We start from the raw sequence: 17758 nt of genomic DNA on the forward strand, positions 1-17758 counted from the left end.
AAGTACACAACACAATAATAAGACTGGCAGGGAATATAAATGCAAAACAATATGATAAAACTGGGTGTGATTGGGCTAGGTAATATCGCCCAACAGCACATCCAGAATATACAATCCGGTGAGGTTACACATTGTAAAATTACGGCACTGTGTTCGCGTAACAAATCTGATTTGGCAGATAAGTTAGGCGCGCAGCATTTTAGCTGTTACCAAGCGCTTATCGATTCAACTGAAGTAGATGCTGTATTAATCGCTACGCCAACAATGTCGCACTTTGAAATTGCTCAGTATGCGCTGCAAAAAGGTGTGCATGTGATGCTGGAAAAACCAATCGGTTTATCTTCTTACGAAGGCGAAAAATTGATTGCCAGTGCAAAGCCGCAAACCCGCTTTGCCGTTATGTTAAATCAGCGCACTGATCCAGCCTACCGCAAAATTAAACACATCATCGACGCTGGCCGTTTGGGTGAAATCACGCGAACACATTGGACAATGACTAACTGGTTTCGGCCAGAAGTTTATTTTCAGGTCAGTGACTGGCGAGCAACTTGGAAAGGCGAAGGGGGTGGTGCACTGCTGAATCAATGCATTCACAACCTAGATATTTTTCAGTGGGTTTGTGGCCTGCCAAAACAAATCACAGCTTTTTGTGAATTTGGTAAATACCACAATATTGAAGTAGAAGATGAAGTGAGTGCTTACTTTAAATATGCCAACAATGCGACCGGAATTTTTGTTGCATCAACCGGTGAAGCACCGGGCGTCAATCGATTTGATATTATTGGTGATAAAGGCAGCTTACATTTTGATGGTGGCCAGTTAATTCAAAAAATTAATTCGCACAGCACCCGCGAATATTGCCAGTCAACGCATGACATGTTTGGTATGCCCGAGGTCACGGTGACGGACATAACGCCAAATGAACAAGTCAATCAGCATGCGATTATTATGAACAATTTTGTGCAATCGATATTATTTGATGAAGCATTAATGACACCTGCCACAGAAGGACTTGCCTCACTGGATATCGCCAACGCTATGTTGCTTTCAAGCTGGCAACACCAAGCGGTAGAGCTGCCTCTTGACAGAACACGGTATCAAGCAGAACTGCATAAAAAAGTAGGCGCTTCTACATTAAGGCAAAAAGCCGACATTGAAGCCAATATAGATATGGCAAAATCGTATCGTTAATGCAAACAGCAAATTGATTAAGGAAGCTACAACAAATGTCGCAATCTGATGCTAACACGCAACAAAATATAGAACTGCTACAAAGCTTAGCTGCTAAAGCATGGTATAAGCGAGTACCTACTTACCTTAAATTAAGCGGTCCAGGCTGGTTGCAAGGTGCAATGACGCTGGGCGGTGGGAGTGCGGTCACCTCACTGACGATAGGTGCATTATTTGGTTATGAATTATTATGGGTACAGCCGGTCGCGATGATCATTGGCTGTATTATGTTATTTGCATTGTCTCACCAAACTTTAAATACCCAAATAAAACCCTTTGAAGCAATGAAAAAGCACGTTAACCCTGCCCTTGCTTGGGGTTGGGCGATCGCCGCATTTGCTTCCAGTATTATTTGGGGATTTGCCCACTACCCGCTCAGTGCCGGTATGCTAGAAGAAATTATATTAGTGACGTCTGGCTTTTCGGTTGATGAAGAAAATACCCTAACACGCGATCTTTATTTGCTGGTTTTGGCCATTGTCGTCTGGGCCGGCTGCGCTTTTACCGCATGGCGTTATGGCGATCATGGCAAAGCAGTCAATGTTTTTGAAACCGGCATAAAATTATTAAGCAGTATGATAGTGGTTGCCTTTGCTTGGGTTGTGATTTCCGCTTCATTAAATGGAAAAATTGACTGGGCTGCGGTATTAGCCGGCTATATTCCATCTTCATTTCCGTCCGATGCACAAGGTGTCACCGTGGTGATGGCTGCACTTGGCAGTGCTGTGGGTATTAATATGACCTTTATTTATGGCTATACCCTGCTGTATAAAAAATGGGATGCACGCCATAGCGAATTATCCCGATACGATATCGGGTTAGGCTTAGTCATCCCTTATATTCTGGTTACTGGCTTAATTTCAATCGCGGCAGCGGGGGCGTTTTATGGCTCGGATATGGATATTCAGGGAAAACTCAGCCCAACCCAAGCTGGTACTATGTTTATGTCAGCCGGTTTAGATGAAGTCACCAGCCGCTTAATTTTTGCTTTTGGTATATTGGGCATGGCGGTTGGTTCTTTGGTCATGCATATGTTGTGCTGCGGCTCCGCAGCGGCGGCGATGTTTAATTGGTCTGAGTCTAGTCGAAAATATAAATGGGCATTGCTGGCTCCTACGCCGGCTATTTTAGGGGTTTTTGTTTGGTCGAGCATGGGCGCTTATGTGGTATTGCCCACCTCTGCAATTTGTGGATTTTTATTACCCATAGCGTATATAGGCTGGGCCATTCTAAACAACAAAAAATCTTATTTGGGCGATGCAACCCCGCAAGGTAGCCGCAGAGTGATTTTCAATATCGCCATGGCATTGTGCATTATCACAGTAATGTGCAGTGTGACCTATTCCACTTTAGTTAAAATGGGTTATTTATAATGACAACTGAACCTAATATAACACCTAATATAAAAGATGGCGCTAACTATGCGCCTGTTGGCCAGTCGGTAAAAGTTGTTGGACCAAACGAATTTTATTTTTCAGTCGCATTTTTAGATCATGGCCATATTCACGGCCAGACAAACGGACTACTGCAAGCCGGCGCAACCTTACGTTATGTGTACGATCCGGATCCCAACAAAGTAAAAGCCTACTGCGAAAAATACCCAGCTGCAATCGTTGCTGACAGTTTTGAGCAAATCTTAACGGATGATAAAACCCAGTTAGTTGCAGCAGCTGCGATCCCACATTTACGCGCTGATATTGGCATTCAGGTGATGCAAGCCGGTAAAGACTATTTTACCGACAAATCACCTTTTACCACACTCGAACAATTGGCTCAGGTGAAAGCAGTCACAGCGCACAGCAAGCAAATTTACGCTGTCTATTATGCTGAAAGATTACATAACGAAGCCGCTTGGCAAGCCGGCGAATTAATTAAACAAGGCGCAATCGGGCGGGTACTACAGGTCATCAACTTAGCGCCACATCGACTGGCTAAAGCAAACCGCCCGGATTGGTTTTTTGATAAACAACAATACGGCGGCATATTAACCGATATCGGTTCGCATCAGGTTGAACAGTTTTTAACATACGCTGGTGAACAGAATGCAAAAATCAATTTTGCCCGAGCAAGTAACTTAAATAATCCAGATAAAGCGGGTTTAGAAGATTTTGGCGAAATATCCATGACAGGTGAAAATGGCACTTCGTTTTACACCCGAGTAGATTGGTTTACGCCAGAAGGCCAAGCCACTTGGGGCGACGGTCGCAGTTTTATTATTGGTACACAAGGCAACATTGAAATACGGAAATATAATGATGTAGCCAGACAAGCCCCTGCTTCTAAACTTTTCATTACCGATGGTACACAAGAGCAGGAAATTGATTGTTATGGCCAATCTAGCTTCCCCTATTTTGGTCAGTTAATTATGGATTGTATCAACCGCACTGAAACGGCAATGTCACAAGCCCATACCTTTAAAGCGGCAGAGCTCAGTATGCTGGCACAACAAATGGCAGACAGTGAGCTTTAAAGCTCACTGATGCGGATATCTTTAAATCGAATGATGTTTGTACGATCACCCGTTTTCTTGTAACTATGGCTGCCATGGTGCTGAATACCAATGTAGCCTTCGGTATCTTTAGTATCAATTACATGGGTGGTTAAAACACCATTTAAGAATATTTTAATCTCATTACCACGACATTCGATACGGTATTGATTCCAGTCATTGGCTTTATATGCATTGGCTTTTTCGTCTGTCCAAACTGGCGATAAATTTTGTTTAAAGTCTGAATCTGGAAAAGAGCGTTTATCATGCAGCGGATTTAACCACTGGCGACGACCTTGATCATATAAACCACCACTCCATTTACGTGGGCTTGGATCTACTTCGGCCTGATAGCCATACGCCACTTGATAATCCCCTTTTACCCGGGTTTGCGCACGAAACAAAATGCCTGAATTGGAATATTCTTTAACATCTGGCAATTTAACCTGTGCTTCTAGAATAAAATCCTTGTATTTTTTCTTGCTCAGATAAAACCAGTTACCCGATGAGATAAGGTGCATTTCATCACCAACTAACTTGGCGTCACCATATTCATATATGTTTTGCCAGTTTTCTAAAGATTGGCTGAGTACTTGATATGGCTGTGCGGTTGAAGATGTACCGCTATTTTGATTATTCGCTTGATTGTTATTCGTATTTTCAGGCGTCGTATTTGCACATGCGGTTAACAAGGCAAAAGTGACGGATATTGCTATTTTTTTCATATTTGGTCTAACCCCCATATAATCGGCCTGACCAATTATGCAATCCTAACTGTCTTTACGCAAGCTCATTCCGTACAAAAGGCATAAAACAAACAGTCATTTTGTGCAATCCGCCGGTTACTGGTTGCCATAAAAATACGCAGTGAATGTGCTGTATATAGCTTGCCATCCTGACAGTACAAAATATTGTCCGATTGAACTTCACCCGCTTCATTGCGTACTGTAAAAGGTTCGATACCCAATTTGCTCCAGCCCAAAAAACAATCTGCGCGGGTTTTACCCATATTATGCTGCTCGATATCCGACACTAGAGTGACATCAGCAGATTCATCTTTATGCTCAGCAAACACCAGTTTAATATTTTTATCAATTTCTAAACGCAGCGGGTGTTCAATGATATCGACCAATTTATAGTGATGACCCGCAAACAAGTTTTCAGCCTGTAAAAACTCATGTAACCCCTGATAAGCCATTTCATGTGCTAACTGATCCTGCGATCCACCACACTCAACAGTAACAATCGGGCAGCCAAAGTCTTGCTCCATTAACGAGCCTAACTGCAATCTTGTATAAATTACACTTTGGCAGAAAAAAGAAGCCAACGCTTGATAAGGCATTTCAATTCGCGTTGTTACACAAAAAGCGGGGCTAGAACCAGAGGTATTGTGCATATCAATCACAGCTTCTGGGTGCACTTCTGAAATAGCCTGCAGGATAGAAGCAGCGCGCAGCTTAACTGCTTGATCTTCTACTTTAAGAGAAAAGCAGCGGTTTAAATCGTGAATGTCGTTTAAATAGCGGGTTGTAAAATAAGGCGGTTGCTGCGCCGCTTCGACCGCTGAAATAATAAACCGAACGTTACAAATGGGGGTTTCGTTGCCTTTTAGCCAACGATGCACCGCATAAAAACCGGATGGCTCATTGCCATGCACCAGCACAGAAACAACACGCGTACGGTTTGTATCTTGACCTTCTACGTCAATCACAACCCCACTTTGTAAACTCACCAGCCATTGTTCAGGATCATCGGGCAATTGCGTCCGGTCGATATGAACATAGTGAATTTTTGCCAGTTTTATAGCCATGCTACCCCCATTTTTTATCACTATGTGCCCTAGCGTCAGGTGTTATTTCCACTTGCTAACAACGATTAACATCTGCATTTTGGCTTGAATATCAGCACACTTAAATTAACGTGTGATGTAAAGCGCAATTTAAAGTGTGATTGCTTAATGTTTAGTCAAATGAATCTATAAAAGCAAGTTTGTTGAGGGTTTATCAATCGCAAATTGCTGTTTTATTCTGCAAAAACAACTAAACTTATATTCAATTCCTGAACCCTTGGTACTGATAAACCATGTTAAAAAACTGGCTTAAATTATTAGCCTATATTTTTATATTAATATGCAATGTGCCAAGCTACGCAGCGCCCGCCGAAAAAACGCTAGAACTCGCCTCCTGGCAAGGGCACCCGCTCACCTTATTGGGTTACAATATCCTTTCTCAGGCTTATGCTGAGCTGGGTATCAAAATCAAAGTCAAATATTATCCTTCTCCTAGAGCCTTATATATGTCCAATTCCGGCCGCTTAGATGGAGAGCTAGGGCGCGTTAAGCTAATACTGCAGCAATACCCCAATTTACAAATAGTGCCTGTTAAAATAGCTGATTTGGAGGTTATGTACATTACGTTAAAGGAGCTTAACTTTACTTATTCCTCTATCGAGCAGGTAAATAAGTTAAAAGTGGGACGGATCCGAGGCGGCAAGTACATTGAAAATTTAACACGACAGGCTGATGCCATTGAAACACAAAATACAAGACAGTTATTATTGTTACTAGAGCGAAAAAGAATCGATATCATTGCCCTTGACAGGTCAATGGGCGAAATTGCACTAAGTCAATACCATTCAAACCGAATAACCAGTTACATAGACACTGAAAACCGAGTCCCGATTTATCATTTTTTACATAAAAAACAGGCTGACTTAATCCCGAAAATCAAAAGCGTTTTAGAAAAGATGACAGCTACAAAGCAAATCCAACGACTCACCACAGAATATTATGATTGCATAAGCTCTGGCAACCTAGTTGAGCCTGAACATAGTCAGGCTTCCTATTCTTGTCGCTAATCGCTAACCCCTTACGGTAATGGTTCTTATGAGTAAATGAGTCAGTGTTTAACCGGTCGAAACACTATAATATTGATGTAAGCCTGACATCACCGCATTCATTGCAACAGCCGATAGTATCAACCCCATAACACGGCTAATGACATTAGCACCAGTATCACCAATTACACTAGAAATGCGGTTAGCGGCCAACATTAATAATAAGGTGACAAGTAAAATTAATAAAATGATCCCCGTGGTTATGGTTTGGTCGAGTAAAGAATATCTATGATTGTCAGTTAATAACACCGCCGCCATCATCGCGCCGGGTGAAGCAATCGACGGGATTGCTAGCGGAAAAACAGCAGCGTTGTCTGCTTTATCAATCATGCCGACTTCTTGCTCTGGTTTACTGTCACCAAAAATCATTGTTAAAGCAAATAGAAATAACACAACCCCACCGGCAACTTGAAAAGCGGGTAAAGGGATATCCATTGCATCCAGTAAAATTTCGCCTAACACAACAAAAAAAATCAGTACCAAACTGGCTATAATAACGGCTTTAATCGCAATTTTGTTTTTTTCTGCTGTGGTTTTTATCGCAGCTGTTACACCAATAAAAACAGGGATAGTGCCTATTGGATCGATAACGGCCCAAAGTAAGACAAATTTATGAATGATACTATCCATTGATTCCTCTAATTAGCATTTATAAGCGGGCAGCCCAGGGCCGCTCCCATTGATGCACTACAATACCATTTTTACTTTGCTGCTGGTAAAGTTTAAGCATTTCTGCGCAGGCGTTATGCCTGTGGTGATTTTGCTCAAAATGATGCAATGCCGCTTTCTGCCAATTTGCACCGGTCAGTTTATCTTCAACACGTTGCTGAATAATATTCAGATAATGTTGAATCTCTTGCTGACAAACGCCCAATAAAGTTAAACCGGCCTGTGCTGTCTCTAAAGAGGCTAATACAACTTGTTGAATGGGCTGGTAAGTCACGTGGTAATGATCAATATCCGGCCAATAAATTGAAGCATCTAAACCATATTGCGCGGCTCGGTAAAAATTATTGTCGACAATATCAAAAGGCATGATAGCTGCGTATGCTTCCATTTGCTGACTCAGCCCATAGGCTAATCCAATACTGTATGCTGCATTCGCTACCATATCTTCAACAGTGGGTCCTGCAGGCAGTGCTCTAAACTCAATTCTGACATGGCCTGTTCCTTGATTGCAGTAAACTGGCCTGTGCCAATTCCAAACTGTTCCCATATGCAAATTTAGCTCAGCTAACTCTGGCAAACCTTCCGCTGGATGCTGAGGGTATAAATAAGGTAACAACACAGGGTACAAAGCGACCGCTTCTGCGTATAAACTCCAGGCACTTTGTTTTAGCCAGCCTAACCCTAAATTTACCCGCGCAGGTAGCTGACGCGCCAAACTGTCTCGCATGCGACAATCCAAAACTTGTTTTAATAACGCAATACGTGTTTCATCCCAAACGATTTTGCCTAAAAACACTGGCGAGTTGCCGCACGCCGCCGTCACCAAAGATTGACTTAACATGGCCGCATTATAAATAGGCACAAATGCCCCCGGAGGCACCATCATGTGCACCTGAAAAGATGTATTGGCGCCTTCAGCCGTGACATCTTCCACCTGCATGTGCACCTCTTCTTCACCATGAATATCAATTAAAAAAGGCGCACCACGATTTACTTTTAGCTGATCCACTAATATATGGTAGCGCTCTAGGTCCGTCATATTTTGTTTTAGCAGGTCACGAGGTCTGAGCGTCGGTAAAATGCCGATCGCCGTCGCGTGTGTGTTTAAGTTGGCACAACACTGGTTCAATTTATTAAGGCGGCTGTTTAATTGCTTTGCTAACTGGCTAAAGGCATTGAGCCCCAGCTCAACCGGCGGAACATTCAGTTCAATATTGTATTGATTTATTTCGTGTTGAAAAACCGCGTCTTTGAGCTTACTCAGCACGGCTTGATTACTTAACTGACAATGACCTGAATCATCTGTCAGATATAATTCCAATTCAGCTCCCAACTGCAAAGACGCTTGCCCAAAGCTAGGTTGCCCCATGATGTTTTTAAGTGCATCCAATTGTTCATGCAATCTTTGTTTAAATTGGACAAAATCAGCCTGACTAAAGCATTGCTTATCTATATTTTGTCCCATTGCTTACTCAACCTTGGTCTGCACGGATAGTTTAATATTTAGCCAAGGCTTGTCTGTTTTGCAAGTTTACGAGAGTGAGCTCGCCAATCAGTTTCACATTTCGTTGTATTTTATCCACCTGAACCTCGAAAAAACGAGCATTTGCTCATAACAAAACAAATAAATCACACCCAGAAAAATATTAAGAGAATTAAAAAACCATATAAAACAATAATTTGACAAAATAGCCTTATCGATAAAACAAATAAAATGAGATAAAAACAGTCAATTAAACATTTATAACAATTTTTTTAATCATTATTTTCAATAACTTATTTGATTTTTTGGTTAAAAAAAGGATACGAAGCGCAAAAAACAAACATTAAAAATTGACAAAACAATAACAAATTGAGATTATGACCACATTAAGGGCATATGCCCACATCGAATTTAGAGGGCAGTATGAAAAAAGATATCCAATTAGTTATTTTTGATTGTGATGGTGTTGTCGTAGACAGCGAAATAATCAGTGCGCATGTTTTGGTTAACCAATTGCAAAAAATCGGTATCTCTATTGATAGTGCATATGTCATGCAGCATTTTTTAGGTTGTAATTTTGCAACGGTAAAAAAACACTTAGCCGAATATTTTCCAATCGCTTTGCCCACTCACTTTGAAGAAGTTTATCGCGAAGCTTTGTTGCTTGAGTTTGAACAACAACTCACAACGACACCCGGTTTTGCTGCAATGCTAGAAAAGCTAAATATACCTTACTGCATCGCAACCAGTAGCAGCCCGCAGCGCACCGCCAAAGCATTGAAATTAGTGGGCTTAGAGACACATTTTAGCGGCCGAGTTTTTACAGCCTCTGAAGTTAAAAATGGTAAACCGGCACCAGATTTATTTTTACATGCCGCCAAGCAAATGTCGGTTGAAGCGAGTCACTGCCTTGTACTGGAAGACAGCCCTGCAGGCATACAAGCGGGCTTAAGTGCCAATATGCAAGTTGTCAACTATCGCGGTGGTGCACACTTAAAAGCACAAAATTCACCGGCAGAACAGCCCCAAAAAGCAGATTTTACAATATTCAACTGGCCGCAGTTTGCTCAGTTGTGCGCGTCTTTATTTACAATCCAGGAGAAATCATATGGACACAATATCAGTATCTGAAATTAAGCTGAGCCTGTTCAGCGACCAATATAACTTAACGAATAAGTTACCGATTAAGTTAGCGAATAAGTTACCGAAAAAAGCCTGTGCTTCGGTTTTAGAGCGTTAATTAAAGCAACTGTTACAAAGTTTGTAATAGTTAACAATCAATAAGGGTTGGAATTGAAATGAGCATAAATCCAAATACTCAGCCACTGCACGAGGTAAATGAAGAACAGTTACCTGTTGCAAAACATAAACTACATGGTTGGAAACACTTTGCCGGTTTGTATGCGGGTGAACACGTTGCGGCAACCGAGTTTGTCATTGGTGCAACTTTTGTAGCTTTAGGTGCATCGACCATCGATATAATTATCGGTTTATTTATCGGTAATATTTTAGCAATGTGTTCTTGGTGGTTGTTAACCGCCCCGATTGCCGTTGAAACGCGATTAAGTTTATACAATTATCTAAACAAAATTGCCGGCGATTCAATGACCAAGCTCTATAACTGGGCGAATGTGGTTATATTCGCGGTGATATCCGCCGCGATGATAACCGTCTCCTCCACCGCGGTCCGGTTTCTGTTTGATATCCCCGCCCAATTACAATGGTATCCAACCAATATGTGGTTTGTGGGTATTGTTCTGGCGGTCGGTTCAATTGTGGTATTGGTTGCCATGTTTGGTTTTTCAACCGTTGCTGATTTTTCAAAAATTTGCGCGCCTTGGTTGTTCGTTATCTTTATCTCGGGTTCGTTTGCACTCTTCCCTGCGCTATCTGAACACGTGTTAGGTTCGACACAAGTGAGTAGCTGGAGTGACTTTATAAAAATTGGCGATATGTCGGTGTGGACCGGGTTAAACAGTCAAGGTGAAGAAGGTATCGGACTACTTGAAGTGATCGGCTTTGCTTGGGCAGCTAACTCAATTACCCACTTTGGCTTGATTGATATGGCAATCTTCCGTTTTGCCAAGAAAAAACGTTATGGCTTATTGTCTGGTGTGGGTATGTTCTTCGGCCATTATCTGGCGTGGATCTCTGCAGGTATCATGGGTGCCGGTGCAGCTGTTTTATTAAGCACAACTATCTCTCATTTAGATCCGGGTGATGTTGCCTATCAAGCTTTAGGTATTACCGGTTTTGTTATCATTATTATTGCTGGCTGGACAACCGCTAATGCGAACCTTTACCGGGCGGGTCTTGCTGCACAATCTATCTTTACTAAACATTCGCGTGAAAAGACGACTTGTATTGTGGGCTTAGTGACTGTCGTTATCGCTTGTTTCCCATTTGTATTTACCCAAATGCTACCGTTATTAACCTACGCTGGTTTATTAGTTGTACCCGTGGGTGGGATTGTATTTGCTGAACATGTGCTGTTTCCGAAAATTGGTTTAACCCGTTATTGGGCACGCTACCAAAAAATCAGTAAAAGTGTACCGGCAATTGCATCATGGGGTTTAGCACTGGCATTTGGCTTTGGTTTAAACGCATTAGACGTGATGTCATTCTATTACCTGTTTATCCCAACTTGGATATTTACCATTGTTGTTTACACCTTACTAGCGAAAAAATACGGTGCAGACCGTCAATACCCAGAACAAGTGAAAGAAGATGAAGCTTTACAGGCAAAAATTGAGATACACCAAGCAAAGCAAGCCAACTCTGAAGCACCTTTTGTGGTAGATAATTCGAAATTTAGCAAATTACTCAATGGCTTATCAGTTATCTCGCTTGCGGTGATTAGTTATTACGCCTGTTTGGTGATGTTTTTCAGCCCGACGCTGGAAGCGTACACGCAAAACAAAGCATTGTTCGAGACTTTTTGTATCAGTGGCACCATCGTCTATTTTGTGACGGCCTATTGGTCACTCAAGCGACAAAAAGCACTCAATAGCTAAGTAAGCGAAACCTAATTATTTGCGAGGGTTCGCCCTCGCTAAACAGTATTAACGTTCAAAATATCCATCTGATAGGGCTTTAAAATGAACAATATCAAACAATCTCACATCGAACTTCCGCGTTTAAAGCAAAATTTATTGCCGCAGTTACCGGCGGATATCGATGTGCCAACATACGACCGAACGCAACTTAAAGCCGGTATTGTGCACATTGGTGTCGGTGGTTTCCATCGTGCACATCAGGCAGTGTATACCAACGAGTTGTTAAAAATAGCGGGCAATGAACAATGGGGCATCTGTGGTGTGGGTTTGTTCGAAAACAATCGGGGACTGTCTGAAATTCTCGCAGCTCAAGATTATTTATATACAGTGATTGTGCGACATCCTAATGGTGAAATAGAGCACAAAATTGTTGGTTCAATGATCGATTTTTTATTGGCCCCAGATGACAAACAAAAAGTCATTGATAAATTGGCGCATCCAGACACTAAAATTGTTTCACTAACCATTACCGAAGGGGGTTATAACATTAACCCGGCCACCGGCGAGTTTAACAGTCAGTCAGCTGATATTGTGCATGATATTAATCAACCGACAGATCCAAAAACAACCTTTGGCTTTTTAACGGCCGCGTTAAAACAGCGCAAAGAAGCGGGTTTACCTGCTTTTACAGTAATGTCTTGCGACAACATTCAGCACAATGGTGACATGACGAAAAAAATGTTGCTGGCCTTTATCGAGTTAACAGACAGTGAATTAGCGACTTGGGTAAATGAACAGGTCTGTTTTCCGAACTCTATGGTCGATCGCATTACCCCACAAACGACAGCCGTTGAACTAAACCATGTTGAACAACAATTAGGTTTTTCTGATCAGTGGCCAATTACTTGCGAACCGTTTACGCAGTGGGTGATTGAAGATAATTTTTCTCAAGGCTGCCCAAAATGGCAGCTTGCAGATGAAAAAACCGGTGCACAATTTGTCGATAACGTTGCGCCTTATGAAAAAATGAAACTTAGACTATTAAATGCCGGCCACTCTGTGCTTGGCATATTGGGCGCGGTAGAGGGTTTTTCAACCATTAATGAATGTGTTCAAGATCCGGTCTTTAAACAATTTTTACGTGTTTATCTGGATAAAGAAGCCACCCCGACATTAGACGAAGTTAAAGGCGTCGACTTAGAAGCCTACAAAAATGATTTAATTGAACGGTTTGCTAATCCAAACATAAAAGACAGTGTCAGCAGAATATGCTCAGAAAGCTCTGCTAAAATCCCTAAATTTATCTTAGAAACAGCAAGTCAAAATTTAGCCGCACAACGAGATGTTCGGTTAGCTGCGTTGTTGATTGCAGCTTGGTGCTGGTATAGCGACCGGCAGGTAGACCGCTATGGGCAAGCCATAAATATCCAAGATGAAATGCAAAAGTCGCTTCATCTAAATGCAGCTAAAACACCACAAGACAACCTAGCGTTTATCCGCCAAGCTGACCTTTTTGGTGATTTAATTAACAATAAAGCCTTTGTTAATGCTTACATTAAAGCAGTGCACCATATTTACGCAACTGCCACTCAATCGGGTATCAAACCGATTATGCTTAACTACCTAACGGAAAAGGAGTAATTCAATGGCTGGCATTTTAACCAACAAACCTGCCAATCAAGTTAGCATTAGTTGCTTTGGTGAAGTTTTATGGGATTGTTTTGGCGAGGACAAACGCTTAGGTGGCGCACCACTGAATGTATGCTGGCGTTTAAATGCATTAGGTTTAAACGCACAACTGATCAGTAGCGTCGGCCAAGACCCACTGGGTGAAGAAATTTTAAGCCTAATGAAGCAAAACAAAGTGGATACAACTTTAGTTCACAGCCACGCGACCAAAAAAACCAGTGAAGTACAAGTAACATTAAGCAAAAGTGGCAGCGCAAGTTATACCATTTTTGAAGATTGTGCCTGGGATAATATTGAACTGAACAATACGATGAAACAGCAGGTTAAAGCAGCTGATTGTTTTGTTTTTGGGAGTTTGGTCGGCCGTGCAGATGTTTCCCGAGCAACCTTAAATGCCTTACTTAAAGAAGCCAAATTTAAGATATTTGATGTTAATCTGCGTGCGCCCTACTACGATATCACGCGTGTTATTGAATGGATGGAACAAGCAGATTTTATTAAGCTCAACGACGACGAACTTTATCTAATAGCAAAACATATGGGTAGTCCGTATCACTCACTTGAACAGAATCTCGCATTTATTGCCCAACAAACGGATACGCACTTTCTTTGTGTGACTAAAGGTTGTCACGGCGCTGTTTTGCGTATTGGCGAGCAGCATTATTATAACTCTGGTTATCTGATTGATGTGGTTGATACTGTAGGTGCCGGTGATGGTTTTCTGGGTTCATTAATTTATCAATTGTGTGTTCAATCCAACCCACAAACGGCAATAGATTTTGCTTGTGCGGTGGGCGCTTTAATTGCGCAACACAAAGGCGCAACGCCGACACTGAGTTTGCAAGAAATCCAGTTATTTGTCGACCCCACCCAATCCCCTGCAAATAGCGAGCAGTGAGCATTGAACAGTGCGCAGTGAGCTGGCATAAGCCGCTCACCGTGCGTTAACATAAACATTTCAGTGCAAGTAAATTATTAAGACGATTGCATAAATTACTTGCACTCCCCTGCTTAATCACAATAATGTGACCCTTATTTTTAATATCAGCTAAATGTTGCACTGAGATGAGCGAACAATCAAAAGAAAGACTAGAGCAAGCCAAAGAAAAAGGCCGTTTTATTCGCGAAGTAAAAAGCTTTGTTACCCGCCAAGGGCGATTAACCAAAGGCCAGCAAGCGGCAATTGATGAATTTTGGCCATCTTTTGGTTTGCAACATCAAGCGCAAATGTATCAATGGTCTGAAATTTTTGGCAATGACAACCCGGTTGTATTAGAAATCGGTTTTGGTATGGGTGCGTCGTTAATTGAAATGGCCATGGCTGCACCTGACAAAAACTTTGTCGGCATTGAAGTACATTTGCCCGGTGTCGGTGCCTGTTTAAAAGATGCCAGTGGTAAAGGTGTCAAAAACCTTAGATTAATCAACCACGACGCGGTTGAAATACTAAAAGACTGTGTGGCCGACAACTCTCTTTCAACTGTGCAGTTGTTTTTTCCAGATCCCTGGCATAAAAAACGCCACCATAAACGCCGGATTGTGCAAACCGAATTTGTCCAGCTGTTAGCGCAAAAATTAAAAACGGGTGGTGTTTTCCACATGGCGACAGACTGGCAAAATTATGCTGAGCATATGTTAGAAGTGATGACCGCACAGCAAAACTACAAAAACCAATCCCCCACCGGCGATTATATGCCACGACCTGAACATAGACCGCTGACTAAATTTGAACAGCGAGGCCACAGACTAGGCCATGGTGTTTGGGATTTAATGTTTGAGAAAAAATAATACTAATATAAATATGCACTACCACAGTATTGGTTAATAAAATGTTATATAATCATTTCAACTGTCGTCATTATTAGGTTGAGTATATATGCGAATTACCGCGAAGGGTCAGGTTTATGATTTTAAACACCCTTTCCCCTCAACCGCTTTCGCTACTCTGTTCATTATTATATTTACCTTTTGTCTAAATATATTCAGTGCCGCTAGCTACGCTAAAGAAAAAATTGAAATCCTCAGTATTCATTCGTATCACGAAAATTATCATTGGACGAAAACTCAATATCAAGCATTTCAACAGGCGTTAGCCAATGAAATCTCCGATCTCGATTTGCAACATTCCAGTGAATATCTCAATACAAAAAAAATAAATCCAAAAGATAGCTTTACGGCTCAGGTAATCGAGTATTTGCAAAACAAATATGCGAAAACGCGTCCCGACTTAATTTACATCACCGATGACTATGCAGCTAAAGTGATATTAACTGCCAATTTACCTTTTATGGCGGACATTCCAGTTATTTTTTCGGGTGTTGAAAACACCCACTTAATGCAAATAATCACGCACACTCAAACGACCGGTGTTTTTGAAACGCCACAAATTACACAAAGCGTTGCGCTTTTACAAAATGCATCGCCGGATAGTCGTGAAATTTTATTTATTGGCGATGCGTCAATGACGGATAAAGTCAATCATCAAACGATTGACGAATATAACCAACAAAATAAGCAGAATATCAAACTCATTCATTTATCAGCCAATACGATAGAGGAACTGTTAAACAAATTAGCCCAATATAAAAACATCCCCGCGATAGTTGGTTCAATTGGTGCGTTAAAGAATGAAGATGGACTCTTGCTCGATATTCAAGCAGTGGTAAACATACTCAGTGAAACCATTCCGGTGATTGTTTTTAACGGAGACTTTGTACCCGGCGTACTGGCAGGCTATGAAGTGGGTTCATTGTATGGACAATTTGCAGCTAAGTTAGCCGCAACTGTCCTGCTAAGTAGTGCAAACACGCCGCTTCCTTCCCCCAAAACCCCCAATAAACAATTAATCATAGATTTCGAAAAAGCGAAAGCACTGAAGCTAGATGTAAATCACCCCAAGTTTAAACATGCAAAATTATATAATAAGCCTCAAAGCTTTATGACGCGTAATAAAGAAATACTCTATCGGCTAATGACCGCTTTAGGAGCACTCTTTTTTATCCTCTCGGTCGTGACAATTTTTGCCTTGCGTAACCGCAATGCAACGATAGCTCAACAATACACAGATACACTAACCAAACTACCGAACAGGTTAAAACTAACAGAAGACTTAAAAATTTTTGCAGATTGCAGCTTAATACTGCTCGATGTAAATAATTTTAGAAATGTTAATTCTTTTTATGGGGGTGATATTGCTGACCAACTATTGTGTGAATTAAGCATTTGGTTAAGTTCTAAAATTGAAAGCGGTAATATTCTCTATCGAATTTCTGGCGATAACTTTGCAATCTTAAATTTACGACAAAATGAACTAGATTACCTGCAAAAGTCGATCGGCCTTTTAATTGAACAAACAGAACAACATGAGTTTTTAGCCTCGAGTGTCAATATCAATGTGTCTTTAACAGCAGGCATCAGCGACAACCAACAAAAAGAAAAGATAGCGCAGGCGCATAGCGCGCTTCGCTATGCCAAAAAAGCCGGTTTACCGTTATCCTCACACAAGCCAATGATGCAGGAACAGGACAAGAAACGGCAAAATATTGAATGGAATAAAAAGCTTAGGCAAGCTTTAAGTGAAGATAGAATTACCGCATTTTTTCAACCTATTATTTGTAATAAAACAGGTGAAATTGCCAGCTATGAATCCCTGGTTAGGTTGTTAGAAAGTGACGGAAAAGTAATTTCCCCCTACTTTTTTCTGGAGATTGCAAAACAGTCTAGGCTTTATCACAAACTCACCGCCGCCGTGTTTAAGCGAGCGATTGAATTGGTTGCACAGTATAAAATTCATGTATCCGTGAATGTGAGCGTCTATGACATTAACTCACCGCATCTACAAGAAATTCTACTTCAACTCAGGCAACGACAACTGGCCGGTTACTTTTGTTTTGAGATAACCGAAACAGAAGGCATTGAAAATCACAAAGGCATGAGCCATTTTATCGAAGAGCTACAAATATCAGGCTGTCAGGTTGCCATTGATGACTTTGGTACCGGATATTCTAACTTTTCACACATTCTGGATTTACAGGCAAACAAATTAAAAATAGACGGAAGCCTGATTCAACGCTTATTAACAGACAATAAAGCGGAGTTGGTTGTAAAAACCATAGTGGAATCAGCCAAAACGATGGGGATGGAAACCGTAGCTGAGTTTGTCGACTCGGCAGAGTTGCAAGCTAAAGTAAAACAACTGGGCATTGACTACTCACAAGGTTTTTATTTTTCACCGCCGGTTCAGGGGATATTACCCGCTCAGTGTTTTACCGAGCTGGCAAGTTAATACCAGACAGAGATATACCGGTA

Annotated in this window: 15 protein-coding genes; 11 read left to right on the forward strand and 4 right to left on the reverse strand. The window is 41.4% G+C overall.

Annotation, left to right across the window (positions count from 1 at the left end; all coding sequences use genetic code 11):
* The first annotated feature begins 39 nt into the window (after positions 1 to 39).
* From FNT16_RS01985 to FNT16_RS01995, 3 genes are read left to right on the forward strand one after another with little or no spacing between them, the layout of a single operon-like run.
* Positions 40 to 1191 carry a Gfo/Idh/MocA family protein gene (locus FNT16_RS01985; protein ID WP_143869979.1) on the forward strand — a complete coding sequence of 384 codons (1152 nt, stop codon included), beginning with the start codon at positions 40 to 42 and terminating at the stop codon, positions 1189 to 1191.
* A gap of 35 nt (positions 1192 to 1226) precedes the next feature.
* The gene (locus tag FNT16_RS01990) at positions 1227 to 2603 is read left to right on the forward strand and encodes a divalent metal cation transporter (RefSeq protein WP_143869980.1); all 1377 of its coding nucleotides are present in this window, start codon (positions 1227 to 1229) and stop codon (positions 2601 to 2603) included.
* On the forward strand, positions 2603 to 3700 hold the full coding sequence (locus FNT16_RS01995; RefSeq protein ID WP_143869981.1) for a Gfo/Idh/MocA family protein: 1098 nt from the start codon (positions 2603 to 2605) through the stop codon (positions 3698 to 3700). The genes FNT16_RS01990 and FNT16_RS01995 overlap by 1 nt, the downstream gene beginning before the upstream one ends.
* Here FNT16_RS01995 and FNT16_RS02000 read toward each other — a convergent pair.
* Together FNT16_RS02000 and FNT16_RS02005 are read right to left on the reverse strand one after the other, a co-directional pair.
* Positions 3697 to 4443, reverse strand: coding sequence for a 3-keto-disaccharide hydrolase (locus FNT16_RS02000; RefSeq protein ID WP_143869982.1), 747 nt, complete (start codon positions 4441 to 4443; stop codon positions 3697 to 3699). The genes FNT16_RS01995 and FNT16_RS02000 overlap by 4 nt on opposite strands.
* A gap of 65 nt (positions 4444 to 4508) precedes the next feature.
* Positions 4509 to 5528: a M14 family metallopeptidase gene (locus FNT16_RS02005; protein ID WP_143869983.1), complete on the reverse strand. Its 1020-nt coding sequence runs from the start codon at positions 5526 to 5528 to the stop codon at positions 4509 to 4511.
* A 272-nt stretch (positions 5529 to 5800) separates the two neighbouring features.
* Here FNT16_RS02005 and FNT16_RS02010 point away from each other — a divergent pair, with 272 nt between their 5' ends.
* Positions 5801 to 6574 (forward strand): substrate-binding periplasmic protein, encoded by a 774-nt coding sequence (locus FNT16_RS02010; protein WP_143869984.1) that lies wholly within the window; start codon positions 5801 to 5803, stop codon positions 6572 to 6574.
* A gap of 48 nt (positions 6575 to 6622) precedes the next feature.
* On the opposite strand, the gene FNT16_RS02015 is transcribed toward FNT16_RS02010, so the two are convergent.
* Together FNT16_RS02015 and FNT16_RS02020 are read right to left on the reverse strand one after the other, a co-directional pair.
* Positions 6623 to 7243, reverse strand: coding sequence for a MarC family protein (locus FNT16_RS02015; protein WP_143869985.1), 621 nt, complete (start codon positions 7241 to 7243; stop codon positions 6623 to 6625).
* Between the two features lie 19 nt (positions 7244 to 7262).
* Complete coding sequence (locus tag FNT16_RS02020; RefSeq protein ID WP_143869986.1) at positions 7263 to 8747, reverse strand: glutamate-cysteine ligase family protein; 1485 nt, start codon at positions 8745 to 8747, stop codon at positions 7263 to 7265.
* A gap of 441 nt (positions 8748 to 9188) precedes the next feature.
* On the opposite strand from FNT16_RS02020, the gene FNT16_RS02025 reads away from it, so the two are divergent.
* The 7 genes from FNT16_RS02025 to FNT16_RS02050 all read left to right on the forward strand — a co-directional run bounded on the left by FNT16_RS02025 (position 9189) and on the right by FNT16_RS02050 (position 17735).
* Positions 9189 to 9896: an HAD family hydrolase gene (locus tag FNT16_RS02025; RefSeq protein WP_143869987.1), complete on the forward strand. Its 708-nt coding sequence runs from the start codon at positions 9189 to 9191 to the stop codon at positions 9894 to 9896.
* Positions 9874 to 10005 carry a hypothetical protein gene (locus FNT16_RS20950; RefSeq protein ID WP_281281884.1) on the forward strand — a complete coding sequence of 44 codons (132 nt, stop codon included), beginning with the start codon at positions 9874 to 9876 and terminating at the stop codon, positions 10003 to 10005. Before FNT16_RS02025 ends, FNT16_RS20950 begins: the two co-directional genes overlap by 23 nt.
* Positions 10006 to 10063: 58 nt before the next feature.
* Entirely contained in the window at positions 10064 to 11779 is a 1716-nt protein-coding gene (locus FNT16_RS02030; protein WP_143869988.1) for a purine-cytosine permease family protein, read from the forward strand.
* Positions 11780 to 11863: 84 nt separating this feature from the next.
* Positions 11864 to 13402: a mannitol dehydrogenase family protein gene (locus tag FNT16_RS02035; RefSeq protein WP_143869989.1), complete on the forward strand. Its 1539-nt coding sequence runs from the start codon at positions 11864 to 11866 to the stop codon at positions 13400 to 13402.
* Between the two features lie 4 nt (positions 13403 to 13406).
* Positions 13407 to 14348 carry a carbohydrate kinase family protein gene (locus FNT16_RS02040; protein WP_143869990.1) on the forward strand — a complete coding sequence of 314 codons (942 nt, stop codon included), beginning with the start codon at positions 13407 to 13409 and terminating at the stop codon, positions 14346 to 14348.
* Positions 14349 to 14515: 167 nt separating this feature from the next.
* Positions 14516 to 15238 carry a tRNA (guanosine(46)-N7)-methyltransferase TrmB gene (gene trmB, locus FNT16_RS02045; RefSeq protein WP_143869991.1) on the forward strand — a complete coding sequence of 241 codons (723 nt, stop codon included), beginning with the start codon at positions 14516 to 14518 and terminating at the stop codon, positions 15236 to 15238.
* Positions 15239 to 15326: 88 nt separating this feature from the next.
* Complete coding sequence (locus FNT16_RS02050; protein WP_143869992.1) at positions 15327 to 17735, forward strand: EAL domain-containing protein; 2409 nt, start codon at positions 15327 to 15329, stop codon at positions 17733 to 17735.
* The last annotated feature ends 23 nt before the right edge of the window (positions 17736 to 17758 follow it).

This window comes from Catenovulum sediminis, from assembly GCF_007289895.1.
In the GTDB taxonomy this organism is placed as follows: Bacteria; Pseudomonadota; Gammaproteobacteria; order Enterobacterales; family Alteromonadaceae; genus Catenovulum; species Catenovulum sediminis.